General features: G+C 69.1%; 22 protein-coding genes and 1 tRNA gene. 9 read left to right on the top strand and 14 right to left on the bottom strand.

What is annotated here, in order from left to right:
• The first annotated feature begins 13 nt into the window (after positions 1-13).
• The 6 genes from ACFVUT_RS23030 to ACFVUT_RS23005 all read left to right on the top strand — a co-directional run bounded on the left by ACFVUT_RS23030 (position 14) and on the right by ACFVUT_RS23005 (position 5052).
• Complete coding sequence (locus tag ACFVUT_RS23030) at positions 14-1072, top strand: ABC transporter ATP-binding protein (protein WP_389651053.1); 1059 nt, start codon at positions 14-16, stop codon at positions 1070-1072.
• The gene (locus ACFVUT_RS23025; protein ID WP_389650795.1) at positions 1062-1970 is read left to right on the top strand and encodes an ABC transporter permease; all 909 of its coding nucleotides are present in this window, start codon (positions 1062-1064) and stop codon (positions 1968-1970) included. Before ACFVUT_RS23030 ends, ACFVUT_RS23025 begins: the two co-directional genes overlap by 11 nt.
• Entirely contained in the window at positions 1967-2878 is a 912-nt protein-coding gene (locus ACFVUT_RS23020; RefSeq protein ID WP_389650798.1) for an ABC transporter ATP-binding protein, read from the top strand. Before ACFVUT_RS23025 ends, ACFVUT_RS23020 begins: the two co-directional genes overlap by 4 nt.
• A gap of 30 nt (positions 2879-2908) precedes the next feature.
• Positions 2909-3628 carry an ABC transporter permease gene (locus ACFVUT_RS23015; protein WP_389650801.1) on the top strand — a complete coding sequence of 240 codons (720 nt, stop codon included), beginning with the start codon at positions 2909-2911 and terminating at the stop codon, positions 3626-3628.
• A 329-nt stretch (positions 3629-3957) separates the two neighbouring features.
• Positions 3958-4653, top strand: coding sequence for a hypothetical protein (locus tag ACFVUT_RS23010; RefSeq protein ID WP_389650803.1), 696 nt, complete (start codon positions 3958-3960; stop codon positions 4651-4653).
• Between the two features lie 311 nt (positions 4654-4964).
• Positions 4965-5052 (top strand) — tRNA-Ser (locus ACFVUT_RS23005).
• 58 nt (positions 5053-5110) lie between these two features.
• Here the strand turns inward: ACFVUT_RS23005 and ACFVUT_RS23000 are convergent.
• The 9 genes from ACFVUT_RS23000 to ACFVUT_RS22960 form a co-directional block, all read right to left on the bottom strand.
• Entirely contained in the window at positions 5111-5908 is a 798-nt protein-coding gene (locus ACFVUT_RS23000) for an HAD family hydrolase (protein WP_389650805.1), read from the bottom strand.
• Positions 5905-7182, bottom strand: coding sequence for a serine--tRNA ligase (serS, locus tag ACFVUT_RS22995; RefSeq protein WP_389650808.1), 1278 nt, complete (start codon positions 7180-7182; stop codon positions 5905-5907). Before serS ends, ACFVUT_RS23000 begins: the two co-directional genes overlap by 4 nt.
• Positions 7183-8040: 858 nt before the next feature.
• Positions 8041-8976, bottom strand: coding sequence for a prephenate dehydratase (pheA, locus tag ACFVUT_RS22990; protein ID WP_389650811.1), 936 nt, complete (start codon positions 8974-8976; stop codon positions 8041-8043).
• Between the two features lie 27 nt (positions 8977-9003).
• Positions 9004-10248, bottom strand: coding sequence for an iron uptake transporter deferrochelatase/peroxidase subunit (gene efeB, locus ACFVUT_RS22985; RefSeq protein WP_389651057.1), 1245 nt, complete (start codon positions 10246-10248; stop codon positions 9004-9006).
• Positions 10249-10559: 311 nt separating this feature from the next.
• Positions 10560-12647, bottom strand: a complete 2088-nt coding sequence (locus ACFVUT_RS22980) for a copper resistance CopC/CopD family protein (RefSeq protein WP_389650814.1) — start codon at positions 12645-12647, stop codon at positions 10560-10562.
• Between the two features lie 14 nt (positions 12648-12661).
• Positions 12662-13111, bottom strand: coding sequence for a copper chaperone PCu(A)C (locus ACFVUT_RS22975; RefSeq protein ID WP_389650817.1), 450 nt, complete (start codon positions 13109-13111; stop codon positions 12662-12664).
• Positions 13108-13758, bottom strand: coding sequence for an SCO family protein (locus ACFVUT_RS22970; RefSeq protein WP_389650820.1), 651 nt, complete (start codon positions 13756-13758; stop codon positions 13108-13110). Before ACFVUT_RS22970 ends, ACFVUT_RS22975 begins: the two co-directional genes overlap by 4 nt.
• A 74-nt stretch (positions 13759-13832) precedes the next feature.
• Positions 13833-14579, bottom strand: coding sequence for a YcnI family protein (locus tag ACFVUT_RS22965; protein ID WP_389650822.1), 747 nt, complete (start codon positions 14577-14579; stop codon positions 13833-13835).
• Positions 14580-14769: 190 nt separating this feature from the next.
• The gene (locus ACFVUT_RS22960) at positions 14770-15582 is read right to left on the bottom strand and encodes a hypothetical protein (RefSeq protein WP_389650825.1); all 813 of its coding nucleotides are present in this window, start codon (positions 15580-15582) and stop codon (positions 14770-14772) included.
• Between the two features lie 258 nt (positions 15583-15840).
• Between ACFVUT_RS22960 and ACFVUT_RS22955 the strand changes: the two genes are divergently transcribed.
• Complete coding sequence (locus ACFVUT_RS22955) at positions 15841-16368, top strand: ATP-binding protein (protein ID WP_389650828.1); 528 nt, start codon at positions 15841-15843, stop codon at positions 16366-16368.
• A 153-nt stretch (positions 16369-16521) separates the two neighbouring features.
• Here ACFVUT_RS22955 and ACFVUT_RS22950 read toward each other — a convergent pair whose 3' ends face one another.
• Together ACFVUT_RS22950 and ACFVUT_RS22945 are read right to left on the bottom strand one after the other, a co-directional pair.
• Complete coding sequence (locus tag ACFVUT_RS22950; protein ID WP_389650830.1) at positions 16522-17982, bottom strand: aminopeptidase P family protein; 1461 nt, start codon at positions 17980-17982, stop codon at positions 16522-16524.
• 182 nt (positions 17983-18164) lie between these two features.
• Positions 18165-19592 carry a PP2C family protein-serine/threonine phosphatase gene (locus ACFVUT_RS22945; RefSeq protein ID WP_389651060.1) on the bottom strand — a complete coding sequence of 476 codons (1428 nt, stop codon included), beginning with the start codon at positions 19590-19592 and terminating at the stop codon, positions 18165-18167.
• Between the two features lie 589 nt (positions 19593-20181).
• On the opposite strand from ACFVUT_RS22945, the gene ACFVUT_RS22940 reads away from it, so the two are divergent.
• Entirely contained in the window at positions 20182-20904 is a 723-nt protein-coding gene (locus ACFVUT_RS22940; protein WP_389650832.1) for a bifunctional DNA primase/polymerase, read from the top strand.
• An 892-nt stretch (positions 20905-21796) separates the two neighbouring features.
• Here the strand turns inward: ACFVUT_RS22940 and ACFVUT_RS22935 are convergent.
• From ACFVUT_RS22935 to ACFVUT_RS22925, 3 genes are all read right to left on the bottom strand, one after another.
• Positions 21797-22762, bottom strand: a complete 966-nt coding sequence (locus ACFVUT_RS22935) for a DUF5926 family protein (RefSeq protein ID WP_389650835.1) — start codon at positions 22760-22762, stop codon at positions 21797-21799.
• A 363-nt stretch (positions 22763-23125) separates the two neighbouring features.
• Positions 23126-23650 (bottom strand): ATP-binding protein, encoded by a 525-nt coding sequence (locus ACFVUT_RS22930; RefSeq protein ID WP_389650837.1) that lies wholly within the window; start codon positions 23648-23650, stop codon positions 23126-23128.
• Between the two features lie 140 nt (positions 23651-23790).
• Positions 23791-24624: a glycerophosphodiester phosphodiesterase gene (locus tag ACFVUT_RS22925; RefSeq protein ID WP_389650840.1), complete on the bottom strand. Its 834-nt coding sequence runs from the start codon at positions 24622-24624 to the stop codon at positions 23791-23793.
• A gap of 313 nt (positions 24625-24937) precedes the next feature.
• Here ACFVUT_RS22925 and ACFVUT_RS22920 point away from each other — a divergent pair, with 313 nt between their 5' ends.
• Positions 24938-26455 carry a S1C family serine protease gene (locus ACFVUT_RS22920; protein WP_389650844.1) on the top strand — a complete coding sequence of 506 codons (1518 nt, stop codon included), beginning with the start codon at positions 24938-24940 and terminating at the stop codon, positions 26453-26455.
• Positions 26456-26565: the final 110 nt, after the last annotated feature.

Raw genomic sequence — 26565 nt, 5'->3', positions numbered from 1 at the left:
GCGGTTCCCCCGGGTGACCGCGCTTGACCGGCTCTCCTTGGACATCGGGCCCGGTGTGACCGGCCTGGTGGGATCCAACGGGGCCGGCAAGTCCACATTGATCAAGATCCTGCTGGGTCTGTCCCCCGCCACCGAAGGCCGGGCCGCGGTGCTCGGACTGGACGTCGCCACCGACGGTGCCGCCGTCCGGGAACGGGTCGGGTACATGCCGGAGCACGACTGCCTGCCGCCGGACGTCTCGGCCACCGAGTTCGTCGTGCACATGGCGCGGATGTCCGGACTGCCGCCGACGGCGGCGCGTGAGCGCACCGCCGACACCTTGCGCCACGTCGGTCTGTACGAGGAGCGCTACCGCCCCATCGGCGGCTACTCCACCGGCATGAAGCAGCGCGTGAAACTGGCCCAGGCACTGGTCCACGACCCGCAGCTGGTTCTGCTCGACGAGCCGACGAACGGCCTCGACCCGGTCGGCCGTGACGAGATGCTCGGGCTGATCCGTCGCGTACACACGGACTTCGGCATCTCGGTCCTGGTCACCTCCCACCTCCTGGGTGAGCTGGAACGCACCTGCGACCACGTCGTCGTCATCGACGGCGGCACACTTCTGCGCTCCAGCTCCACCAGCGACTTCACGCAGACCACGGCCACCCTCGCGGTCGAGGTCACGGACAGCGACGCCCACCCGGACGGCACCGACGCGCTGCGTCAGGTCCTCACGCGGGCCGGCGTCACGCTCATGGGCCACGACGGGCTCGACGGCCAGGGGCTGCCCGGTGCGGGCCACATCCTGCTGATCGAGGCGACCGGCGAGGAGACGTACGACATCGTGCGCGACAGCGTCGCCGGGCTCGGGCTCGGGCTCGTACGGATGGAGCAGCGACGCCATCACATCGCCGAGGTCTTCCGTACCGAAGGGGCACCGCAGGCAGCGACCGCCGGGCAGTCCGTGTCCGCGGTTGTCGGGCAGTCCGCTTCCACGGACGCCGGGCAGTCCGTGTCCGCGGCCGGCGGCGACCGAACAGCAGGAGCGGCGACCGTACAGCAGAAGGGGAGCGCTCGCGATGAGCACTGAGACCGGGGCAGTGAGCGGGAGCGAGACCTCCCGGATCCACAACATCGGGTACCGCTCCTATGACGGCATGCGCCTGGGCCGCGGCTATGCGCGGCGTTCGCTCTACTCGCAGTCGCTGCGGGGTTCCTTCGGGCTGGGGCGTTCCGCGAAGTCCAAGGTGCTGCCGATGCTTCTGTTCGGCGTGATGTGCCTGGTTTCGGCGATCATTGTCGCGGTCGCCGTCGCGACGCCGGGATCCACGGCCCTGCCGGTCAAATACACGGCGTTCGCGATCTATCTGCAGGCCGTCATCGGCCTCTTCCTCGCCGCGCAGGCACCGCAGTCGGTCTCCCGCGACCTGCGCTTCAAGAGCGTGCCGCTGTATTTCTCGCGGCCGATCGAGCGGGTCGACTACGTCGTCGCGAAGTTGGCGGCGATGGCGTCCGCGCTCTTCGTCCTCACCGGCGCGCCGCTCGTCATCCTCTACGCGGGCGCACTGCTCGGGAAGTTCGACTTCGCCGAGCAGACCAAGGGGTTCGGACAGGGGCTGGTGTCGGTGGCGCTGCTTTCCGTGCTCTTCGCCGGACTGGGCCTGGTGATGGCCGCGCTGACACCGCGCCGCGGTTTCGGTGTCGCCGCGGTGATCGCCGTACTGACGATCTCCTACGGAGCGGTCTCCACGATCCAGGCCATCGCCTGGCAGACAGGTTCGACGGGGGCCGTCGAATGGCTGGGGCTCTTCTCCCCCATCACGCTCATCGGCGGCGTGCAGACCGCGTTCCTCGGGGCCCGTTCGGCCTTCCCCGGAGGGGAAGGCCCGGGAGCGGGGGTCGGCGTGGTCTATCTGATCGTTGTCCTCGCGCTCGTCGCCGGCTCGTACGCCGTACTGATGCGCCGCTACCGGAAGGTCGGGCTGTGACCACCATCGAGATCGCACACGCCTCGCGCTGGTTCGGCAATGTGGTCGCCGTCAACGACGTGAGCATGACGGTGGGCCCGGGAGTCACCGGGCTGCTCGGCCCCAACGGTGCGGGAAAGTCGACGCTGATCAACATGATGGTCGGCTTCCTCGCGCCGTCGACGGGCACTGTCACGCTCGACGGACAGGCGATCTGGCGCAACGAAGCGGTGTACAGGGAGATCGGCATCGTGCCGGAGCGGGAAGGGATGTACGACTTCCTGACCGGCCGCGAATTCGTCGTCGCCAACGCGGAACTGCAGGGACTCGACGTTGCGGCGGCGCAGAAGGCGCTGGCCACGGTCGAGATGGAGTACGCGCAGGACCGCAGGATCTCGACGTACAGCAAGGGGATGCGCCAGCGCGTGAAGATGGCGTCCGCCCTGGTCCACGAACCGTCGGTGCTGCTCCTCGACGAGCCGTTCAACGGGATGGATCCGCGCCAGCGGATGCAACTGATGGAGCTGTTGCGGCGGATGGGGTCGGAGGGCCGTACGGTGCTCTTCTCGTCCCACATCCTCGAAGAGGTCGAACAACTCGCCTCGCACATCGAGGTGATCGTGGCGGGACGGCACGCGGCGTCCGGTGACTTCCGGAAGATCCGCCGGCTGATGACGGACCGCCCGCACCGCTACCTCGTGCGCTCCAGCGACGACCGCGCCCTCGCCGCCGCGCTCATCGCCGACCCGTCGACGGCCGGTATCGAGGTGGATCCGGGCGAACAGGCCCTGCGTATCCAGGCGGTCGACTTCGGACGCTTCACCGAGCTGCTGCCGAAGGTCGCGCGTGAGCACGGAATTCGCCTTCTGACCGTATCGCCGTCCGACGAGTCCCTCGAATCGGTCTTTTCCTATCTCGTAGCGGCCTGAGTAGTGGCCTGAAAGGAGCTGTGAAGCGTCATGTACGACCCCACAGTCGCCCGGCTCACCTACCGGGCCCTGCTCGGCCGGCGCCGGGCAGCCATCCTCTTCGTCCTGCCGGCGCTGCTGGTGGTCATCGCCGTGGCGGTACGGGCGTTCGCCGGTGCGGACGACCAGGTCGCCTCGGACGTGCTGGGCGGTTTCGCCGTCGCCACGATGGTGCCGCTGATCGGCGTGATCGCCGGAACCGGAGCCATCGGTCCCGAGATCGACGACGGGTCGATCGTCTATCTGCTGGCCAAGCCGGTGAAGCGGCCGGTGATCATCTCCACCAAGCTGATCGTGGCCATCGCCGTCACGATGGTGTTCTCCGCACTGCCCACGCTGGTCGCAGGGCTGATCCTCAACGGCAACGGTCAGCAGATCGCGGTGGCGTACACCATCGCCGCGCTGGTCGCCTCGATCGCCTACAGCGCTCTGTTCCTGCTGCTGGGCACCGTCAGCCGGCACGCGGTCGTCCTCGGCCTCGTCTACGCACTGGTGTGGGAGGCCCTGTTCGGCACCTTGGTACCGGGGGCGCGCACGCTGAGCGTTCAGCAGTGGTCCCTCGCGGTAGCCGAGAAGGTCGGCGGAGGGGGCGTGATCACCTCCGATGTCGGGCTGCCGGCCGCGACGATCCTGCTGGTGGCGGTCACGGTGGTGGCGACCTGGTACGCGGGGCAGAAGCTGCGCACGCTGAAGCTGGCCGGCGAGGAGTGAGCGGGGGTCTCCCACCGGACACCTGTCCCGCGATCCACGACTGATCACGTCGACTCGATCCGCGTCAACCCTCGCCTCCTGGGCGAGGGTTGACGCGTTTCGGACAGGAGTACGCGTAACTGTACGGTTATCGGTTCGTTGTGCAGTGCGCGTGGAGGCAACTGGAATCTGTGGCGTCGTAGCTTTCGTGAAATCAGGGATTGCCGATGCCGGTGAGGGAGTACCCCCTCCGGGTCGGTCATTGAGTGAGTGGCAACTGTGAGCGTCCTCCGCCCCTCAAGTCCGGGAAGGGCTGTCCCTCGTCGGTTTCACGAACGGAAGGCATGTCCATGCCTATGGAAGTCGCCCTGCTCGAATCGCGTGCGCTGCGTGGTGAGCAGATGGAGCGCGTCGACGTCCTCGACAAGGTCAAGAGTCTTGTCATGCTCCCGGACGGAATTCACCTTCGCACAGAGGATGTGGCTCGCTACTTCGAAGTATCCACAGAGGCCGTCAAGAAGGTGACCCAGAGGCATCGAGCCGAGGTCGCGGAGAATGGGCTCACGCTTCTTCGTGGCTCTGAGCTGCGAGAATTCCATAGGGACATGTTGTCCCTATGGGGCGATGGGGAGGGTGAAAGTTATCCACAGGCTGCCACTCAGCTCATCCTCTACACCCGCAGGACCGTGCTCAACGTCGCGATGCTTCTTCGCGACAGCGACATCGCTCGATGCGTCCGTACGTACCTGCTCGACGCCGAACAGGACCTGCGTGCGGGCTACGCCTCGCTCGAACACCGGGTCACCCGGGTCGAGAGCTGCCTCGCCGGTGTGGGCAGCGCGCTTCAGGAGCTCGGGCCCGTCCTCAATCGGATGTCGAACCGGCTCGACAGCCTCGACCGAAGGCTGGACGCCACGCATCAGGTCGTCGGGGCCATGAGCGTGCGGCTGGGGCATCTGTCCGAGGACGTCGTCCGTATCGACGGCAGGATGGATGTGCTCGCCCGCCACCTGAAGGATCTGAGCCGCCGCAACAAGCAGCGCTGATCCGAAGCCCGTTCACGGCCTTTCGGCGCTGCCCGGAAAATGGGTGGCGCCGAAAGGCCGTCCTGGGCACAGTAGTTGGTGCAGTACGCGCCGGAAGCGGCGCAGCACACCCGACACCGCACCAGCCGCACGCCGACATGCACGCCACAGGCCGGGAGAGGAGCGCGACGATGACCGAGAGTCCGAGTCCGTCGAGTTCCCAGCAGGGCGGGCCCGAGCCGGCACCGGAGTAGCCATCGACGACTCCGCCGTGCCGATCGGAGCAGGACGCCCGGGGCGGCCATGTCTGCGCATCGCGCGGCCGCCCTCCCGGAGGATTGGCCGAGTGGTAAGGCAGCGGCTTGCTAAGCCGTCGTCGGGGCTGTGAACCCCGCGCGCGTTCGATCCGCGCATCCTCCGCAGCAGCAGCGCCGGGTATGACTATGGGACAGCCCTTAGTGCCACAACAGGCGGGGCACTAGAGCAACCGCTCCAGCACCACTGCGATGCCGTCGTCCTCGTTGGACGTGGTGATCTCCTGGGCCACGGCCTTGAGATCCGTATGTGCGTTGGCCATGGCTACGCCCCGCTGCGCCCAGGCGAACATCGGAATGTCGTTCGGCATGTCCCCGAACGCCAGCGTGTCGGCAGCCTTCAGACCCAGACGGCGTGCGGCCAGCGAGAGTCCGGTCGCCTTGTTCAGCCCGAGCGGCAGGATCTCCACCACACCGGGACCGGCCATGACCACGTCGACCAGGTTGCCGACGGCCGAGCGTGCGGCGGTCGCCAGCGCGTCGTCGTCGAGAGCGGGATGCTGGATGTAGACCTTGTTCAGAGGGGCTGACCACAACTCGGCCGGGTCCTCGGCGAAGACAGCCGGAAGCGGCCCTTCCTGCACGCGGTAGCCGGGGCCGACCAGCACTTCGCCGTCGAGCCCGTCGCGGCTCGCCGCGATGGCCAGTGGACCCACCTCCGCCTCGACCTTGGACAGGGCGAGGCCGGCGAGCTGCCGGTCCAGCGTCAGCGAGGTCAGCAGCTTGCGCTCGCCCGCGTGGTAGACCTGCGCGCCCTGGCCGCAGACCGCGAGCCCCTCGTAACCGAGGTCGTCCAGGATGTGCCGGGTCCACGGGACGGCGCGGCCCGTGACGATGATGTGGGCGGCACCGGCCGCGGTGACCGCGGCCAGTGCCTCACGGGTGCGCTCGGAAACCGTGTCGTCGTTACGCAGCAGCGTGCCGTCGAGATCGGTCGCGACGAGCTTGTACGGGAAGGTCACTTGGCGATCGGTTCCAGAACCTCGCGCCCGCCCAGGTACGGCCGGAGCACCTCGGGCACCCGTACGGAGCCGTCGGCCAGCTGGTGGTTCTCCAGGATCGCCACGATCGTGCGCGGTACGGCGCACAGCGTGCCGTTCAGCGTGGCCAGCGGCTGGACCTTCCTCCCGTCGCGCATCCGCACGGACAGGCGGCGCGCCTGGAAACCGTCGCAGTTCGAAGCGGACGTCAGCTCGCGGTACTTGCCCTGCGTCGGGATCCACGCCTCGCAGTCGAACTTTCGCGAGGCCGAGGCTCCCAGATCTCCTGTGGCGACATCGATCACCTGGAAGGGCAGCTCAAGTCCGGTGAGCCACTGCTTCTCCCAGTCCAGGAGCCTGCGGTGCTCGGCTTCGGCATCCGCCGGGTCGACGTACGAGAACATCTCGACCTTGTCGAACTGGTGGACGCGGAAGATGCCTCGGGTGTCCTTGCCGTACGTACCGGCCTCGCGGCGGAAGCAGGGCGAGAAGCCCGCGTACCGCAGCGGCAGCTTGTCCGCCTCGATGATCTCGTCCATGTGGTACGCGGCGAGCGGGACCTCGGAGGTGCCGACCAGGTAGAAGTCGTCCTTCTCCAGGTGGTACACGTTCTCCGCGGCCTGGCCGAGGAAGCCGGTGCCCTCCATGGCGCGCGGGCGGACCAGCGCGGGCGTCAGCATCGGCACGAAGCCGGCCTCGGTGGCCTGCGCGATCGCCGCGTTGACGAGGGCGAGCTCCAGCAGCGCCCCGACGCCCGTCAGGTAGTAGAAGCGCGAACCGGAGACCTTGGCGCCACGCTCCATGTCGATGGCGCCGAGCTTCTCACCGAGCTCCAGATGGTCCTTGGGCTCGAAGCCCTCGGCCCCGAAGTCACGGATCGTCCCGTGCGTCTCCAGGACGACGAAATCCTCCTCGCCGCCGACCGGCACGTCCTCGTGGACGATGTTGCCGAGCTGGAGCAGCAGGCTCTTCGCCTCGGCGTCGGCCTCGTCCTGTGCGGCGTCGGCCGCCTTGACGTCCGCCTTCAGCTGCTCGGCCCTTTTGAGGAGCTCGGCACGCTCCTCGGGAGAGGCCTTGGGAATGAGCTTCCCGAGCGATTTCTGCTCGGAGCGGAGCTCGTCGAAGCGGACGCCGGACGACCTGCGCCGCTCGTCGGCGGAGAGAAGGGCGTCGACGAGTGCGACGTCCTCTCCACGGGCGCGCTGGGAGGCGCGAACACGGTCGGGGTCCTCACGGAGCAGGCGAAGGTCAATCACCCCTCCAGGCTACCGGTGCGCGCTTCTCCCGCTCGAACCGATATCGCCAAGCGTGTCACTTTGCCCGAATTGCCTGAATTGGTAATGCTGGCGAATAATGTGCGACTGGAGCTGATCTCGGCCGTCAATAAAACGAGTCTATTCCCCTAAATGGGGCGGAAGGTGTTGACCGTCTTGACGCATCCACCTTGCCTGATGGGGGAGTTGGCCGCCACTTGTCCACAGGTATGGGTCTCGCTTCGAGTTATCCACAGGGTGTGAGGAAAGTCTGTGGACATCGGAAGAGATCATTCCGGAGGCGGTGCGGAACTCATGGATTCACCGTTCAAACCACCATCAGACGCTCGTTCGGGTGGGAATTCGCCGCCCTAAAGAGTTGATTGAGGGAATTGAGGCGACACGGGGTGACCGGGGTGACCTGTCGACCTGTGGACGGATGTGGGTCGACTGGGCTGATATGTCGACCATGTCGCGTCGAGGTGTCGACTTGTCCCCAGGTCGAGAACCGAGCCTGTGGATAACTCTGTGGATAATGAAAAGCAGTAGATAACACCGCTGATTCGTACGCGTCGACGCCCGTACGCGTCGACGCCCGGGAGGGTCGGTACTCGGGATCGACGACAGCCAGGATCGTCGGCACCCTGAGCAGCCAGCAGCCAGCAGCCAGCAGCCAGCAGCCAGCAGCCAGCAGCCAGCAGCCAGCAGCCAGCAGCCAGCACAACCGGCACAACCGGCACCCCGGGACGGACGGCACCCCGGACGGCCAGTGCCCGGGACGGACGACGTCGCCCAGGCACACCGATCGCATGGTTCCCGCGCATCGGTCCGGGGCCACCGGTCTGCCGTTCCGGACCGGCGTCAGCCCCGGCCGTCGAGATTGCGGGCCAGCCAGTCGGAAGCCTCCGTGAACTCCGCGTCCGATGTCCCCGCCCGCAGCGGCCGTACGTCCTGAGGCGTCACCCCGGCGCGCGGATACGAGCCGAGGAAGCGGATCTTCGGGCAGATCCGCTTCAGCCCCATCAACGCCTCGCCGACCCGGCGGTCCGCGATGTGCCCCTCGGCGTCCACCGCGAAGCAGTAGTTGCCGATGCCGGCCCCCGTGGGCCTCGACTGGATCAGCATCAGGTTCACTCCGCGCACCGCGAACTCCTGAAGCAGTTCGAGTAGCGCACCGGGATGGTCTTCGCCCAGCCAGATGACCACCGATGTCTTGTCCGCGCCGGTCGGCGCCGCCGGCCGGGCGGGCCGGCCCACCAGAACGAAGCGGGTCTGCGCGTTCACCGCGTCGTGGATCTCGGTCACCAGCGGTTCGAGGCCGTAGGTGGCCGCCGCGAACTCACCGGCGAAGGCGGCGTCGTGGCGTCCCTCCTGCACCAGCCGGGCACCGTCGGCGTTGGAGGCCGCCGACTCCCACACGGCATCTGGGAGATGAGCGGCCATCCAGTTGCGCACCTGCGGCTGTGCGGCCGGATGCGCGGTGACCGTCTTGATCTCGGACAGCTTGGTTCCGGGCCGCACCAGCAGAGCGAAGGTGATGGAGAGCAGCACCTCGCGGTAGATCATCAGCGGATCACCGGAGGTCAGCTCATCGAGCGTCGCGGTGATGCCGCCCTCGACGGAGTTCTCGATCGGTACGAGTGCTGCCGCGGCGGCTCCGCTGCGTACCGCGTCCAGGGCCACCGGCACGGAGACCATCGGGACGAGTTCACGAGTGGCGGCTTCCGGGAGGGTACGGAGGGCAACCTCGGTGAAGGTGCCTTCAGGGCCGAGATATGCGTAGCGCGTGGCGGACATACCGTCACCCTAATGCGCTCCGGATCCTCAGGACTCCAGCAGCCGCTGACCCACGTACTCGCCGTCCCCCGCACCGCCCGGCACCGCGAACAGGCCGCTGGCCTCGTGCCGGATGAACGGTGACAGGGCATCGCCACGGTCCAGCTTCCGCTGCACCGGCACGAACCCCCGCAGCGGGTCCGCCTGCCAGCAGACGAACAGCAGCCCGGCATCCGGAGCACCGTCCGCCGCGATGCCGTCGTGGTACGAGAAGGGGCGCCGCAGCATGGCCGCGCCGCTGTTCTTCTCGGGGGACGAGATGCGCGCGTGGGCGTTGTCCGGGATGACGAGCTTGCCGTCAGGGCCCGCCTTGTCGAGGTCCATCGCGGTGGTCTCGGTGCCACCGCTCAGCGGAGCACCGTCCTTCTTGCGCCGCCCTATGACCCGCTCCTGCTGTTCCACCGGGAGTTTCTCCCAGTCGTCGAGCAGCATCCTGATCCGCCGTACGACCGCGTACGAGCCGCCTGCCAGCCAGTCGTACGGCGCGTTCGTTCCGGTGGGGACGAAGATGCGCCGGTCGAAGTCGCTCTCGGTCGGCTTCGGGTTACCGGTGCCGTCGATCTGCCCCATCAGGTTGCGCGCGGTCATCGGCTGCGCGGTGGCGCCGGGGCTGCGGTTGAAGCCGTTCATCTGCCAGCGGACCCGGGCGGCCGGGGTGGCCTCCTTCTGCACGGCACGCAGCGCGTGGAAGGCGACGAGTGCGTCGTCGGCGCCGATCTGTACCCAGAGGTCACCGTTGGAGCGCTTGGCCTCGATGTGGTCGGACGAGAAGGGCGGCAACGGATCCAGCCCCGGTGGCCGCCGGTCGACCAGGCCCGTGCGTTCGAAGAAGGTGCGGCCGAATCCGAAGGTGACGGTCAGCGAGGACGGTCCGGCATCCAGCGCGATCCCGGTGTCATGGGGCGCGCCGTCCGCCGTGCCGCCGTCGGCGGGCTCACCCGCCATCAGGCGCCGGGCCACGGCCGACCAACGACGCATCAGGGCAGCCGCCTCCTTACGTCCCGCGCCGGGAGCAAGATCGAAGGCGACGAGATGGCCGCGGGCCTGAAGCGGAGTGGTGATCCCCGGTTGATGTTTCCCGTGAAACATCACCTGAGTGGAGCCGACCGTGGCCAGAGAGGCCGGTTCGTCGGGCCGGGTCGCCGCGAAGCCGGCTGTGCCTCCCGCCGCACCCAGCACCAACCCGGTCGCACCCGCCGCCCCCGCGCTGCCGAGCAGCCGTCGCCGGGAGATGGTGCCGTCGGACCGGGCTTTGTCGTCTCCACCACCGACCGAAGCGACTCCACCACCGACGGAAGCGTTCCCGCTGCCCCCGGAGATTCCGCTGCCCGCGGAGGTCCCGCTGCCCGCGGAGGTCTCTCCTCTGCCCGCGGAGGTCCCGCTGCTCGCAGAGGTCTTCCCACGGCCGGTGGACGTCTCTCCTCTGCCCGCGGAGGTCTTGCTGCCTGCGGATGTCCCGCCGCCCGCCGCGGTTCCGCTGACGGCGGAGGTCTTCCTGCTGTTCGGGACGGTCTTCCTGTTGCTGTTTCCGCTCACGATCCTGCTCAGCCGATCTTCACGTTCTTGTCGATGGTCGTCTGATCGATGTCCGACGTACGCACGGTCACCGCGACCTTCCAGTTGCCCGCCATCGGGATCTGGACGCCGCTCGCGGTCCAGTGGCCCTCGGTGAGCCGGACAGGGGCGACGGGGAGCGGGCCGATGTTCTTGGCGCTCAGAGTGAAGGCGAGCTTCAGCTCGGGGACGTCCATGGCCTTGCCGTCGCTGCCGTCGATCCAGATGTGGAGCTCATTGGTCCCGGTACGGGCGGGATCGATGTCCATCCGTACCGTTCCCTTGCCGTTCGTGCCGCCTGTGTCGAAGGGCAGCTCCAGGTTGACCGGGCCCGAGGCCGCGGGGGCGGTCGTCGCCGTCGACGAGCGGGCCGCGTCTTCCTCGGTGCGGGCAGGCTCGGTCGACGTCAGTACGGTCGTCACGGCCAGCAGCACCACGGCGACCCCTACCTCGGCGAGCACCGAACGGCGAAGCCCCGACCGGTCGGGGTCGGCATCGCGGATCCGCTTCTTCTCGGCGGTGGCCCGGGCGGCCCTCTGCCGGGCGAGCTGGGTCGCCCGGGCGGGATCCTCGGCCGGAGCCGCGAGTCCGCCGACGGCCCCGGACTTCACGGCCCCGGACTTCACAGCCCCCGACTTCACAGCCCCGTCCTCGGCTTTCTTGGCCTCGGCGCCGACCTCAACCCTGTCTCCGGCCCGGGCCTCGACCCCGTCCCCGTCCTCGACCCCGTCCCCGCCCTCGTCCCGGTCCTCGTCCTCACCCCTGCCGACGGCTTCCTCTTCCGCCCTGCCGGCTCCGCGCGTGACCAGCTGTGCGGTCCAGCGGCGCGACATCCAGGCGATGCCGACCAGCAGGGCGACGAGACCCACCTTCACCAGCAGCAACTGCCCGTACCGCGTGCCGGTGAGCGCGGACCAGGTACCGACCTGGCGCCAGGACTGGTAGATCCCCGTGGCGGTGAGCACGAGCACGCTGCCGAACGCGACGCGGGAGAAGCGGCGTACAGCCGCCGTTCCGATGTCCGGTGTCCGGTACAGCGCGACCAGCAGAGCCACCAGCCCGCCCAGCCAGGTCGCGACGGCCAGCAGGTGGAGGACGTCGACCGGCATGGCGATGCCCGGCTGGATTCCGGTCGAGGCGTGTTCGGCGAGTGCCCAGGTGCCGGCGATCCCGGCGGCGATCACCGTGCCGCCCAAGGCCAGTCCGAAGGTGAGGTCCTTCTTCTCGCGCCCGTCCTCGCGCTTCGCGTACGCCCCGAACAGCACAGCGATGAAGAGTGCGGAGGCGCCGAGCAGCAGCAGCCGGGATACGAGTGCTGCCCCGGACTTGGTGTCGAGCACGGCCTTCAGGCCGTCCAGGTCGAAGGCGTCCGCGAGCTGGCCGGAGCCGGTGTACGGGCTGCGCAGGAGCAGCATGGCCAGGGTGGCCGCGGTGAGGGTCATCCAGCCGCCCACGACCAGGCGCTGAAGCGGGCGCGCACCCGCGCCGCGCTGCCAGCAGGCCAGTACGAAGGCGGCGCCGCCGGCCATCAGGACGAAACCCGCGTACGCGGCGTAGCGCGCGATGTCGTAGAGCGTGCCGACGAGTCCGCCGCCGGCTTCGTCGGCCGGGAGCGTGACGCTGGTGCTGGAGGGGGCTCCGATGGAGAAGGTGAAGGCGCCCGAGACGGGGTGGCTGTCGGCCGAGACGGCGTGCCAGGCAACGGTGTACGTGCCGTCGGGCAGTCCGCTGTGCAGCGAGACGCCGTACTTCACGGTGGAGCCGCTGTGCAGATCGCGTGGCGCGGCGGCGGTGTCGGCGCGTTTGCCGTTCGGGTCCAGGACCCTGATGGAGTCGTCGCTCATGGCGACCTGTTCGGAGAAGGTGAGCGTGACCTCCTTGGGGGCGGTGTCGACCACCGCCCCGTCCTGCGGATCGCTCCCGGTGAGTGCGGCATGTGCGGACACGGGTGCCGCGCCGCCCAGCAGCAGGCCGAACACCATGGCCGCGAGGGCGGCAAGGAGTGCGGCCGCGGAGAGCGGCCGGCGCGGCACGGTTGCGGACGGGGACGGTCCGAAGTGCGGGGCGGTGGCTGTCATGGCGAGTCAGTCCCTCACTGCTTCTTCGGGTTGTGGGTGGTCTCCTTCACGGGAAGGTCGACCCTTATCGGGTCGGCCTTCTCGAAGTGCAGCTCCACGGACACCTTCTCGCCCTGCTTGGGCTGCTGCTTGAGTTTCGTGAACATGATGTGGTTCCCGCCACGTTCCAGATCGAGCTCGCCGCCTGCGGGCACCTCGAAGGACGTCACCATGCGCATCGTCTGGTTGTTCGTCTCGTGGATCGTGACGTCGTCCGAGAGCGGGCTGGTGACCGAGGTGAGCCGGTCGGGCGCGCCGCCGCTGTTCTTGACGACGAGGAAACCGGCCGCCATGTCGCTGACGGGCTGTGGCATGAACGCGCCGGTCACCTTCAGCTCGGGTGTGCCGCCCGAGGACGAGCACCCCGCCAGCGTCAGCCCGGTGGTGAGGGCGACGACGCCGGCGAGGGTGGTGCGGCGGTTCACGGGGTCTCCCCCTTGACGATCTTGGGGAGGTCCTTGGTGTAGTCGTCGGGCGAGGTGTCCTCGCTGTACACGAGGTACCCCTGGTCGGTCTTCGGCGAGAACGCGATGACCTGGGAGCCGTGCATCGAGACGATCGTGCCGTCCTTTTCCTTCTTCGGGGCGTCGATCCCGATGCCGATCTGGCGTGCGCCCGCCTGGATGGTGGGGAAGTCGCCCGTGAGGCCGATGAAGGAGGCGTCCTGGGCCTTGAGCCAGCTGCCGAGCGAGGCCGGGGTGTCGCGCTCGGGGTCGGTGGTCACGAAGACGACCTGAAGGTTGTCCTGGTCGGCCTTGGGGAGGGACTTCTTGGCGATGGCGATGTTGCTCATGATGAGCGGGCAGACGTCGGGGCAGTTGGTGTAACCGAAGTAGATGAGCGTCGGCTTGCCCTTGGTCTGCTCACGGAGGTCGTACTTCTTGCCGTGGGTGTCGGTGAGGACGAGGTCGGGTTTGGTGAACGGCTGGTCGAGTACGGTCGCGGCCTTGGTGTCGGCCTCGACCGACACATCGGCTATGGGCTTCTTCGCGTCGTCACTGCTGCCGCAGGCGGACAGGGTGAGCGCGGTCGCGGCGACGAACGCCGCGACCAGCACCGTTTTCTTACGCATGGAGCACTGATTCCTGGTGGGTCGGGTGGGTCGGGTGGGTCGGGTGGGGCGGGTGGGGCGGGTGGGGTCGGCGGTCAGGCGGTGCGGCGACGGCCGGCGAGGACCCCGAAGGCCACCCCCGCGGCGCCGATGACGATGCCGACGATGCCGAGGACGCGGGCCGTGATGTCACTGGAGGATTCGTCCGACGCGGCTGTCGTGTGCTTGTCCGCGGCTGTCGCGGTGGTGTCGGCACCGCTCTTGTCGTCGGCGGCCGCACCGTGCTCGCCGGTGGTCGCGGCAGTCAGCTTGAGGACCGGTGCCGGGCTCTCGGGTTCGGCGGCACCATCCTTCTGTTCCTCGATCCAGCGGACGACCTCCTTGTTGTCGTACGTCTGGATGGCCTTGAACACCAGCTGGTCGGCGTCCTCGGGAAGCTGGCCGATGGAGAGCGGGAACTGCTGGAAGGTGCCCGGGCGGATGCCGCGTTCGTCCTTGTCGCCCGTGGCGGTCCAGGTCACCTTGGAGACGGCTTCGCTGATCTTCTGGCCATGCATGTCGAGCGGCTTGGCCAGCTTGCTCCGGGTGACCTGGATGTCCCAGCCGGGCACGGCCTGCGGCATGACGGAGGCCAGCGGGTGGTCGGTCGGGAAGTTGACCTCGACCTTGGCCGTCGAGGCGTCGTCGCGCTCGTTGGGAACCTTGACGTTGACGGTCGCGTAACCGCCCTTGGCGGCCTCGCCCTGCGGCTGCACGCTGACGTGCGCGGAGGCGGTGCCGGCGAGGATCAGCACGGTGGACGCGGCGATACCGCCGGCGAGAGCGATGCGGGAAACGTTCATGGCAGGGATCACTCCACAGAAGCACGAAGGAAGGTGTGCCCGGCGCGCGGGTGCGCGACGGCATCGCGACACCTCTGCCCAGTGCGTCGTACGCACGCCGGCCCGTATGGCCGTCCTACGCACGTCGGCCCGTATGGCACCGAGTGGTCCATGTGCCGGGTCGTCCATGCGTCGGGTGGAGGGTGTCGCGTCAGGCTGCGCGTGCGTATACGGGTGGAGGTCCGCGCCTGATCACCATGTGCAGCAAGGGATCCCCGGTGGCGGGGGCCGGGGCGTCGACCGCGGTACGGAGCGTGCGCGGCCCGGTCGTGGAGCCTCCGCGGAGTCCGGCCCGTAGGGCGTTCACGAGCGCGAGCGCGGCGCGCAGCGCCCGCAACCGGGCCCCGGCCGCGATCTGCTGGACGCCGTACGCGGAAAGCCGGGCCAGGCCGAACAGGGCGATCTCGCCGCGCCGCAGCAGCCAGCCGGTGACCACGGCGGCCAGCAGGTGACCGAGCACCATGGGCACACTGGGCAGCAGAGCCGCCGTCCCCGCCAGGACAGAGGAGCCCGAGCCGGAAGCGGAGACCATGTGCTGGTGGCCGCGGTCCACCACCGACGCCGGGTCGATGCCCGCGGTGGTGATGATGCGGTGCGCGTCGGCGGCGTTCAACTGCGCCGGGCCCGCGCCGCACACGATGCTCGCCGCGAATCGGATCAGGAGGTCGTCGCCCGCCGCGGTGTCCGTGGACGTGGTGTGTGTGCCCACCCCGAACAGGGTGTGCAGGGCGATCTGTCCGCCGGCCAGTGCGGCGGCGATGGACGGCAGGGAGCGCTCGCGCCCGGCGAGCAGTGCCGTCACCGCGAAGATTCCCAGGAATCCGGCGAGCAGGGTCCACCAGGGGACGATCGCGCAGGAGGCCAGGGAGTGCCCTGCCGCGGACAGCGCTACGCAGACCACGGTGAACACCGTGGCCCTCAGGAGCCGCAGACCGGCTCCGGCGCGTGCGACAGGCGTAGACATGGCGAGGTCATCATCGCACCACGACCCGGGCGCCCGTGCGGCAGGTCCGGAAGGTCACCTTCCGTCCGGTTGGTCGTGTGCCGGGTCGCCGTGGCCGGATGTGAACCCTGATCGCGAACACCGGCCGGTCCGACATACACGGGTGCACCGGGTGCGGGTACCCGCCGAATGAGCGGTCTCACATCCGGTCTGTGCTTACGAACGGCCATGTGCGGCAATACGTATCGGTATGTCGAGCCGCAGCCAGGAGGCTGGAGCATGAGCATCTGGTGGTCCCTCCATTTGCGGCGCGAGGCTGCGAGTGTTCCGCTCGCCCGTCGTTTCCTGCTGGGCGCGATGGAGAACGCGGGGGTCGATCCGGACGTCTCCTTCGACCTGTCGGTCGCGCTCACCGAAGCCTGTGCCAACGCCGTTGAGCACGGTGGCGATCACAGGCCGCAGGGAGAGCGGAGCGTCGACCATGAGCCGTGGGACGCGGGGGACGGGCTGTCGCGGACGGCGTGCGGGCAGTACCGGGTCACCGCTTATCTGGACGGCGAGAAGTGCCGTATCGAAGTGGCCGATTCGGGGCCGGGGTTCCCCGCCCGGCGCACGCTGCGTACATCCGCGCACCAGCACGAACCCCTGCCGTACCCGTCGCTCAGCGCGGAGGACGGCCGGGGACTCTGTCTGATCGAGCAGCTCGCCGATCACGTCCAGTTCGGCAACCGCCCCGGCCGTGGCGCCGTCGTGAGTTTCGACAAGGTCCTGAAATGGCGCGAGGGCGCCCTGCTCATGGTGTCCTGAGCGGGGCGCCCTTCGACGCGTGGGTGCGCCCTTCGGCGCGCGGCGGGACCGGCGCCGGACCTGCTGGAGGCTTCTTTGCCGCCGGGAGTGTCGGACCCGGATCTGCCGGATGTGTCCGTCACCGGAGGTCTCTCCGTTACCGGACGTGCCGGATCAGCCCTTCAGCTGAGCCATCCAGGCCTCGACCTCGTCGGCCCGGCGCGGCAGCTTGTCGGAGAGGTTCCGGTTGCCGTCCTCGGTGACGAGGATGTCGTCCTCGATCCGGACGCCGATGCCCCGGTACTCCTCGGGGACGGTCAGGTCGTCGGCCTGGAAGTACAGACCGGGCTCGACCGTGAGGCAGACACCGGGCTCCAGCGTTCCGTTGACGTACGTCTCGGTGCGCGCGGCGGCGCAGTCGTGGACGTCCATGCCGAGCATGTGGCCGGTGCCGTGCAGCGTCCAGCGGCGCTGGAGGCCCAGCTCCAGGACCTTGTCCACGGACAGGTCGCCCAGCAGGCCCCACTCGACGAGCTTCTCGGCGAGCACGCGCTGCGCGGCGTCGTGGAAGTCGCGGTAGTCGGCACCGGGCCTGACGGCCGCGATGCCTGCCTCCTGTGCCTCGTACACCGCGTCGTAGATCTTCCGCTGCAGAGGCGTGAACGTGCCGTTGATCGGCAGGGTGCGCGTCACGTCGGCGGTGTAGAGGTCACGCGTCTCCACACCGGCGTCGAGCAGCAGGAGCTCGCCGGAGCGCACGGCGCCGTCGTTGCGTACCCAGTGCAGGGTGGTGGCGTGCGGGCCGGCGGCGCAGATCGAGCCGTAGCCGATGTCGTTGCCCTCGATACGGGCACGCAGGAAGAAGGTGCCCTCGATGTAGCGCTCGCTCGTCGCCTCGGCCTTGTCGAGGACCTTGACGACGTCCTCGAAGCCGCGTGCGGTGGCGTCGCAGGCCTTCTGCAGATCGGCGATCTCGAAGGCGTCCTTGACCAGTCGGGCCTCGGAGAGGAAGACGCGCAGTTCCTCGTCGCGCTCCGCGGTGACCTTGTCGGTCAGCGCCGCCTCGATACCGGCGTCGTGGCCGCGGACGTTGCGGACCGGACCGGTGACCTCGGTCAGCGCGGTTGCGAGCTTGCGCACGTCCTTCGCCGGGATGCCCAGCAGCTGCTCGGCCTCGGCGAGGGAGTGGCGGCGGCCGACCCACAGCTCGCCCTGGCCGTCGAGCCAGAACTCGCCGTTCTCGCGGTCGGAACGCGGCAGCAGATGGATGGTCGCCTCGTGTCCGTCCTCGGTCGGTTCCAGGACGAGGACGCCGTCCTGGGTCTGGTCGCCGGTGAGGTACGCGTACTCGGTGGAGGCGCGGAAGGCGTATTCGGTGTCATTGGAGCGGGTCTTCAGGTTGCCCGCGGGGATGACCAGACGCTCACCGGGGAAACGCGCGGAGAGCGCGGCGCGGCGGGCCGCCGTGTGCTCGGCCTGGGCGATGGGTTCGAGGTCGTGCAGCTCGGTATCGGCCCAACCGGACTTCATGTTCGCGGCGAGTTCATCGGAGACGGCCGGGTACAGGCCGTTCTTCCGCTGCTTGACCGTTTCTTCTTCGGTCTCCGGGTTTTCCGGGGTGAGCTCCTCAGCCACGACTTGTCTCTCCTTGGTACGACACTGGACCCTCCCCATCGTACGGGTGCACGGAAGGGGCACAGGGCCGGAGTACCTGTTACATGCTCGCCCGGGGAGGGCGGCGCGGCTCAGCGGAAATGTGCGGCTCAGCGGGAACACACGGCTCGCTCGAAACGTGCGGCTCAGCGGAAACGTGCGGCTCACTCGAAACGCGCGGCCAGAACGACCACGTCCTGTGTGCCCTCGCCCGTGTCGGCCCCGTCCGCCAGGACGGTCCGCAGCACATGGTCGGCGACGGATCCTGCGTCGTCGCGCAGCGCCTTCGGCACGCACGCCGCCGCCGAGTGGAGCCGCGCGAACGCCCGGTCCGTCGAGTCGCCGGTCCGGCGCAGCAGCTCGTCGGTGTAGAGGAGTACGGTCTCGCCGGGCGCGACGGTGATCTCCACGCTGGGCGCCTCCCAGCAGGCGAGCATGCCCAACGGGGCGGAGACCGAGGTCTCGACGAACTCCGTGCGCCGGTCGCCGATCACGAGTGGCGGGGTGTGGCCGGCGTCGGCCAGCAGGATCTTGCGAGGGGCGGGTTCGCAGTAGGCGAACAGAGCGGTCGCGGACCGAGCGGGTTCGGTCAGCCGCAGCAGGAGTTCCAGATCCGAGAGCACGGCGACCGGATCCTCGCCCTCCATCACCGCGTAGGCCCGCAGTCCGGCCCGCAGCCGGCTCATGGCGGCCAGTGCGCTCGGCCCCGAGCCGTTCACCGAGCCCACGGCGAGACCGAGCGCGCCTTCCGGCAGGGCCAGCGCGTCGTACCAGTTGCCGCTGCCCTGCGGGGTCGTGCGATGGCGTGCGGCGAGCTGTACGCCGGTGACCCGGGGCAGTCGGCTGGGCAGCAGCTCCTCCCTGAGGGTGGCGGCGTCGGCCCTGGCTCGTTCCAGCTCCAGGACCCTGGCCAGATGCTCGCCGGCGAATCCGGCGTAGAGGCCGACGAGATGGCGCCGCCGTTCCAGCGGTTCGGCGGGTTCGTCGTACAGCCAGACGGCCGCACCGAGTCGGCCGGTCGACTCGGCGGTGAGCGGCAGGGCGTAGCTGGCGCCGTATCCGAGCCGGGCGGCGACCTCGCGGCGGCGGGGGTCCAGGCTGGTGTCACCGAGCAGATCGGGAGTGGCCCGCGCTCCCTCGGCGTCCGGGAACCCTTCCAGGATCCGGCCGTAGGAGGTGGCGCTGCGCGGCAGCGTCTCGATGTGCCCGAGTTCGGCATGGGCGAGTCCGAGGCCGATGGTGCGCACGGGGCCGCGGTGGTCGGACGGTTCGAAGACGACCAGACCACGGCGGGCGCCGACCAGGGCGGCTCCGGCGTCCAGCAGTTCGTGCAGCGCGTCGTCGAGCGTGCTGGTCCGGGCCAGGCGCTCGGTGAGCTCGTGCAGCGTGGTGAGGTCGGAGACGGATCCGGCCAGCCGGTCCTGGATGAATGTTCCGGGTGTGGCCGGTACGTCGGACAGAGATCCGGCAGGACTGTGTGCTGAAACGGGAACCATGGGATCGATTCCAGCCACTTTCGGAAGGTGCGGGGCGCTCATTGCAGTCGACTTTCCCACCCGTGCGATTCGTCGAATAGCATCGCAAACCCCCATGTCGTTCTGCGCCGCTATCAGTGCATCCACATGTACGCGCGGCATCCGCAGGTACGCGTAACATCCACATGTACACGTACAAGTAAGGCGATGTCCAGCATTGTCCCTGCGGGTTTTGTGGTGTCCAAGAGACTCTTAAGTTGGCCAAAAAATGCACCCTATGGCGGCTATTTGCGGTCGACTGGGTCCGCTCGACGAGGGAGTGCTCTCGGGGGTGAAGTCCCGAGGGAGCGTCATTTCGGGCATGCTGGGTACGTATTTCGATGATGGCCAGGGGCAGTTCCGATCGCCCCGGAACCCGGCAGCGAGCCCGGACGTCCTCATCTGTGACGGCCACGCCCCCACTCCCGAGTGGCGAGGTTTGCACCATCGGACGACAGGCACGACATGTGCGCTGTTCCTCGCCATGTTCGTGTCCGGATCCGTCTCGGCCCCGCTCGACCCGGCTCAGCGCATGCTCGGTACCGATGCCCCACCCGTACCGCAGATTTGAAGAGCATGTACGCACAGTGAAGTTGTGAACGCGTGTCGTGATGCACGCATGGTGTGATGTGGACCCCCGGCGTTCAACGGAAAGGAACGAGCGCTCATGCGCGAGATCCTCGGAAGGCGACGCAGGCTCCGGCTCCGGCGCAGGGTGAGGCCCGCCCAACTGGACGCGGTCCTGACCTGTGCCACCGCATGGCAGTGGCCCGTGCTCCCTGGAGTGGGACTTGAGGCGGCCGGTGGCCGTGGCGGCCGTGACCGTGGCTGTGCCTGCCCCGATCCCGAGTGCGCCGTGCCCGGCGCACACCCCTTCGACCCCGGTCTCCTCGCGGCGACCACCGACGAGCGCATGGTGCGCTGGTGGTGGGCCAACCGGCCCACCGCCCCGATCGTGCTGGCCACGGGCGGCAGCGCCCCGTGCGCGCTGAGCCTGCCGGCCGTCGCGGCCGCCCGGGCGCTGGCTGAGCTGGATCGCATGGGTGTGCGGCTCGGCCCCGTGGTGGCGACGCCGACCCGGTGGTCGCTGTTGGTCGCCCCGTACAGCCTCGAACGGCTCGGCGAGCTGCTGCATGCCAAGGACCAGGTGCCCAGTTCGCTGCGTTTCCATGGCGAGGGCGGCTACCTCGTCCTTCCGCCGTCCGAGGCGGGAGCCGGGCAGGTGCGCTGGGAACGGGCCCCCTTCACGGGCCCCCGGCTGCGCTCGGGTGGTACGGCGCTCGCCGCCGGGCCTGCGGCGCCGTGGCTGCCGGATGTGGCGGCGGTGCTCGACGCACTGGTCGAGGCGAGCAACGGCGCACCGGACGGCGGCAGTCGGCTCGCCTACTGAGGCGTGGTCGGCGACCGGCCGAGTCGCCCCCTGCGGGCAGGGAATGCGCGGTCGGCTCACACATTCGGTGGCCGGCTCGCTTACGGGGCGGTCGGCTTACGCGCGTGGCAGTCGGCCTACTCGCGTGGCGGTGGGCTCACTTACGGGATGGTCGGCTTACTCATGCGGCGGTCGGCTCACTCATTCGGGCGTGAGTCGGCCTGATTTCCCAGCGGAATGGGGCGCGTGGCACCGGGTGCGCATATTCCTGTGGAATGTCCGGCGGGCTGTCGGGCGGGCTGTCGAGAATTCGGGTGAAGCCGACCGCGTCGGTCCATGCGAAGTCTGCCGTTGCAAAGCGCGTCGGTGGCGGGATTTCTGGACGACTCCGCAAACTCTTTCGAGGCATTATTCGAAGATTTATTCGACCGATGGAGTGGAGGGTATTCGTAAGGGATTTTCGGCCATCGAATTCTGTCCGAGAATTAGCGCTCCGGTCGGAACGGATGTGGGGCCTGGTGAAGCGGCCTCCGCTGCCGGTTGATGATCCGGCGTCAACCTCGGCCCTGTCGCGCAGGGTTGACGGCGACGAACGGGCGCCGGGCTGCCGGGGACTGATGCGGAGGCGGGGCGGGCTGTGCCGGCGAGCGGGTTGCGTCAGCGAGTGGGCCGCGCCGGCGAGGCGAGGGGATCGTGCGCGGGCGCGTGCGCCGCGTCACGGGCCGTGCGCCGTACCCGGAAATGAGGATGCCCGATCGCTGGCGACGGGGGATGCACCAGCGACCGGGCTTCTAGAACGGTAACAAGAGATCTGCCGTTCGCAAATTCGATCTCACGTATGAGTTCAGCGATTTACCTGCGGGTACGGCGATTTGTGACGCGAATCACCGTACGGATCAAGGTGTCGTCACTGTCAGCTGAGCGTCACTTGGCGGTTGGTGAGCCCGCCGCGGGCCCGCCGCTCCTCGGCGGTGAGCGGCGCGTCCGAGGCGAGCGCCGCGGTCAGCCGTTCGCCGAGTTCGGCCGCGGGCTTCTCGCACTCCTCGGCCCCCATCGTGCTCGGCAGATCCCAGACCGGGACCATCAGCCCGTGTGCCCGGAAGGAGCCGACCAGCCGCGTCCCCTCGCCCAACGAGGAGGTTCCGGCAGCGTGCAGCCGGGCGAGGGCGTCGAGAAGCTGTTCCTCGGAGTGCGGCATGACCCAGCGCAGGTGGTTCTTCTCCGGGGTCTCGCACCAGTACGCGGCGTCCACGCCGGAGAGTCGCGTCGTCGGGATCGCCGCCTCGTTGGCCCGCTCCAGGGACGCGGACACCTCGGGCGTGGCGTTCTCCGCGTCCGGAACCCAGAACTCGAAGCCGGAGTGGACGACAGGCTCGAACGCCGCGTCGGGATCGAGCAGGTCCTGCAGCCGCGGACCGTCGGCCGGTGCGCGTCGGGAAGCCACGGGAGAACCGGGCTCGGCGTCCAACGCCCGTTGCAGCGTGTCCGCGAGATCACGGCTGAGGTCACCGGACGGGGTGTCGTTCTGCAGGGCGAGCAGCACCGTGCCGTCGTCGCGGCGGAGCGCCGGCCATGCCATCGGCAGAACGGTCGCGAGGGTCACGGCGGGAACGCCCTCGGGCAGTCCGCCCTTCAGCGTCAGTTCGACCGTGGCCGCGGGCACCAGCTCGCGCAGCGCGACCCAGTCGCACTCGCCGGCCAGACCTTCGAAGGGGCGGTGGACGAGCTCGGTCACGGCCTGGGCGGCGGCGCGTCCATGACACGCCTTGTAGCGGCGGCCCGAACCGCACGGGCAGGGCTCGCGAGCCCCGACCACCGGGATCTCGCCGTCCTTGAGCTGCTGCTTCCCGGCCTTGGTCTGAGGGCGCTTCTTGGCCATGGTGGGCTTTCTCCCGATTGCGACAGTGCGGTCTGGGCCGCGAGCCTAGCGGGCCGTGTGGCGTCCGGGGCGCATCCCCTTGTGCGCCCGGCGTTACGGCGAGGGCGCAACGCCCGCGCCTGCCTCGGCCCTTGGCGTGTGTGGGACGGTATGTGCGTGGCGGCACGGGGCAGGTCCGTATGGCCGCCGTTGCCGCCATCGTTGACAACCCGTACCTGTAGGGGACGTCGGCCCGCGTCGTCGAAGGCGTCCGCGGAGCCCGGCCCGTGGGGCGGCCCGCGTCCGTGGGGCACGGCATCGGGGCTCGGCAGCGGGGCCCGAGCCGCCACCGCCGACACCTGTATCCGCAGCCGTGCGGATACGTCAGCCCGCGTCCGCGAAGCCCAGCTCGTCGAGCCCCGACATGTCCGGCATCCCTGAGGCAGTCGGTCCTCCGGACACCGGCCCGTGTCCCTCGCTGACGAGAACCCAGACGGTGACCTCGCCGGACGAACTGTCGCGTACGCCCCACTCCTCGGCGAGCGCGCTGATGATGTTGAGCCCGCGTCCGCCGCGCGCCGTCACCGACGGTGTGGCCGGAATCGGTCGGGTGGGACCGCCTCCGTCCGTCACTTCGACGGTCAGTCCGCCTGTTCTGTCCACGCACCACGCGGCGCGGATGTCGCCGTCACCCACATCTGTGTGCCGCCCCAGTGGCCTGCCGTGCCGACAGGCATTGCTGAGTAGTTCGGAAAGGATCAATACAGCATCGTCGACGACCGAATCCGAGACCCCGTAGCTGCGCAGTTGTTCACGCATCCGGTGCCGCGCCTGACCCACGCCCGCAGGGCCATGGGGTACGGCCATGCTCGACGACGTGGGCACTTCCTGTGCCACCACCAACGCCACCCCCGAGACCTCCTTTGCCCCACGCCACGGAGTGGATGCCCTCCCGGGCTGGACCGGAAACCGGCCAATCGCTTGTCAGTGACGCACTCGTAACGATCGAATACGATTCGAATGCGCCGGTGTACTCCGTGTAACTGATGTTAAGAGCGTCCCAGTTGTGACAGAACCTGTTTCGGGCGATTCGTGATGATTGCCTCAACTCCGAGCTCGACGCAGAGCTCGACGTCCTCCGGTTCGTTGACCGTCCAGACGTGCACGCGATGGCCGGCGCGGTGCAGTCGCTCGATGTAGCCGGGGTGGCTGCGTACGATCCGCATCCCCGGACCGGCGATCTGCGCCCCGGCGGGCAGCCGTCCGTCCCGCATGCGTGGCGAGACGAACTGCATCAGATAGACGGTGGGCAGGGTGGGGGCCGCGATCTGGACGCGATGCAGGGAGCGCGCCGAGAAGCTCATGATCCGTACCGGTGACGGGCCGTCGGCCGGCGGCGTGTCGAGCTCGAAGCGCTTCAGCAGATCCAGCAGCCGCTCCTCGACCTGGCCCGCCCAGCGGGTGGGGTGCTTGGTCTCGATCGCCAGCTGGATCTTGCGCCCGGTGGCCTTTGTCTCGGCGACCAGTTCGAGCAGCCGCTCCAGCGTGAGTACGGAAGTGAGCTCTCCCGGCACCGGATCCCAGTCCGGGGACTCCGTCTCCTCGCGGTCCTTCCAGGAGCCGAAGTCCAGGGCCGCGAGCTCGGAGAGCTCCAGCGCGGAGACGGCGCCGCGGCCGTTGGAGGTGCGGTTCACCCGGCGGTCGTGCACGCAGACGAGGTGCCCGTCGGCAGTGAGCCGTACATCGCACTCCAGTGCGTCGGCACCGTCCTCGATAGCCTTCCGGTACGCGGCCAGGGTGTGCTCGGGGGCGTCGTCGGACGCGCCCCGGTGGGCGATGACCTGGATGGGACGGTGCGTGGACTGCTGCCTTGCGTGAGTCACTGCGTCATGGTGTCACCGAGGGGCGACTGTTGCGTACAGCTGGGCTGGCTGGCGGGTGACCGCATGGTGCGCCGCGGGTGACCGCATGGTGCGCCGCGGGTAACCGCACGGTGCGCCGTGGATGTCCTGCTGCCGGAAGCCGCGGTTGAGGGCGCCTCGTACCGGTGGACCGTTTTGTCGGATGTAAAGATTGGTGTGCGGATGCACAGCTCCTGCTTACAGTGGCCTGACGCGTCTTGGGAAAAGCTGTCCGAGGACACGTACACAGCGGATCTCTTGCCGAAAATGATGTGGAACCGAGGAGTAAAGAGCTGTGAGCACAGAGAACGAGGGCAACGAGGGCTCCGCGGCCGAGGCCGTACCGCCCGTTCCGTCCGCACCTCCAGTGCCGGCCGATGCTCCGCAGGGGTCGTCCGAGAGCACGCCGGCGTCCACGCCGGCCGCCCCGGCGCACCCGCAGGCGCCGGACGCGACAGCCGCGCAGCAGTCGCCCCCGGCGCAGCCGTTCCCTCCGATGGAGGAACCGGCAGCCTCGACCACCCCCATGCCGTCCATGCCGGGTACGGCTCCCCCCGGCATCCAGTCGGCCGCCGAGGCCAACTGGCCCCCGCCCCCGCCCGCCGTTCCCGCGTACGCGCAGCACGGCTCGGACGGCGGCGGCGCCGGTCCGGTCTGGGGAGCCCCGGCGCAGCTCCACTCCCCCGAAAGCCCGCGCAAGCGGGGCGCGGGCGCCTTGGTGGCCGCGGTGGCGGTGGCGGCGCTGATCGCCGGCGGCGTCGGCGGTGCTCTCGGCTACTGGGCGGCCGACCGGAACGACAGTTCCAGCGGCTCGACGACCGTCGCGGCGTCGGCCGATCCGCAGGACCTCAAGCGCGATCCCGGCACGGTCGCGGGCGTGGCCGCCAAGGCACTGCCGAGCGTTGTCACCATCGACGCGCAGGGCGGTGACGGCGAGGGCGGTACGGGCACCGGCTTCGTGTACGACAAGGAAGGCCACATCCTCACGAACAACCACGTGGTGGCCTCCGCCGCGGACAGCGGCCAGCTCACGGCGACGTTCTCCAACGGCAAGAAGTACAACGCCGAGGTGGTCGGCCGGGCGCAGGGCTACGACGTCGCCGTGCTGAAGCTGAAGAACCCGCCGGCGGAGCTCACCCCGTTGAGCCTCGGCAACTCGGACAAGGTCGCGGTCGGTGACTCGACCATCGCGATCGGCGCCCCGTTCGGTCTGTCCAACACCGTGACCACGGGCATCATCAGCGCCAAGAACCGCCCGGTCGCCTCCGGCGACGGTTCCGGCGGCAGCAACTCGTACATGAGCGCCCTGCAGACCGACGCCTCGATCAACCCGGGCAACTCCGGCGGACCGCTGCTCGACGCACGCGGCGCGGTCATCGGCATCAACTCGGCCATCCAGTCGACCGGCAGCGGTGTCGGCCAGACCCAGGCGGGCTCCATCGGCCTCGGTTTCGCCATCCCGATCAACCAGGCGACGAACGTGGCCCAGCAGCTGATCAAGACCGGTCAGCCTGTTTACCCGGTGATCGGCGCCACGGTCACGATGGACGAGGGAAACGGCGGTGCCGTCATCTCCGACCAGGGCGCGGGCGGCACGGCAGCCGTGTCACAGGGCGGGCCCGCGGACCGGGCCGGTCTCAAGGCGGGCGACGTCATCACGAAGTTCAACGACACGGTGGTCGACAGCGGCCCGACCCTGATCGGCGAGATCTGGACCCACAAGCCGGGCGACCAGGTGACGCTGACCTACAAGCGTGACGGCAAGACGGCAACGGCCCAGGTCACCCTGGGCGAGCGCAAGGGCGACAGCTGACCGACCGGCGCTCGGCGCGCGGGGGGACACCGCCTCCATGCCGCTGGGCCGCCCGTTCGCCGGCACCCGCGCCTACGTTCTGGACTCCGGGCAGCGCCCGGTTCCGCTCG

The organism is Streptomyces sp. NPDC058051 (genome assembly GCF_042885475.1).
Taxonomy (GTDB): domain Bacteria; phylum Actinomycetota; class Actinomycetes; order Streptomycetales; family Streptomycetaceae; genus Streptomyces.
Note: the sequence above shows the minus strand (reverse complement) of the source record. Positions and strands in the feature narration are given on the sequence as shown.

Coding starts and splice junctions, on each gene's coding strand:
- ACFVUT_RS22970 (WP_389650820.1), bottom strand. CDS start 13,758: ATGCGTAAGAAAACGGTGCTGGTCGCGGCGTTCGTCGCCGCGACCGCG.
- ACFVUT_RS22980 (WP_389650814.1), bottom strand. CDS start 12,647: ATGACAGCCACCGCCCCGCACTTCGGACCGTCCCCGTCCGCAACCGTG.
- pheA (WP_389650811.1), bottom strand. CDS start 8,976: ATGTCCGCCACGCGCTACGCATATCTCGGCCCTGAAGGCACCTTCACC.
- ACFVUT_RS22965 (WP_389650822.1), bottom strand. CDS start 14,579: ATGAACGTTTCCCGCATCGCTCTCGCCGGCGGTATCGCCGCGTCCACC.
- ACFVUT_RS22960 (WP_389650825.1), bottom strand. CDS start 15,582: ATGTCTACGCCTGTCGCACGCGCCGGAGCCGGTCTGCGGCTCCTGAGG.
- ACFVUT_RS23025 (WP_389650795.1), top strand. CDS start 1,062: ATGAGCACTGAGACCGGGGCAGTGAGCGGGAGCGAGACCTCCCGGATC.
- ACFVUT_RS23010 (WP_389650803.1), top strand. CDS start 3,958: ATGCCTATGGAAGTCGCCCTGCTCGAATCGCGTGCGCTGCGTGGTGAG.
- ACFVUT_RS22945 (WP_389651060.1), bottom strand. CDS start 19,592: ATGGGGGTTTGCGATGCTATTCGACGAATCGCACGGGTGGGAAAGTCG.
- ACFVUT_RS22955 (WP_389650828.1), top strand. CDS start 15,841: ATGAGCATCTGGTGGTCCCTCCATTTGCGGCGCGAGGCTGCGAGTGTT.
- ACFVUT_RS22940 (WP_389650832.1), top strand. CDS start 20,182: ATGCGCGAGATCCTCGGAAGGCGACGCAGGCTCCGGCTCCGGCGCAGG.
- ACFVUT_RS22935 (WP_389650835.1), bottom strand. CDS start 22,762: ATGGCCAAGAAGCGCCCTCAGACCAAGGCCGGGAAGCAGCAGCTCAAG.
- ACFVUT_RS23015 (WP_389650801.1), top strand. CDS start 2,909: ATGTACGACCCCACAGTCGCCCGGCTCACCTACCGGGCCCTGCTCGGC.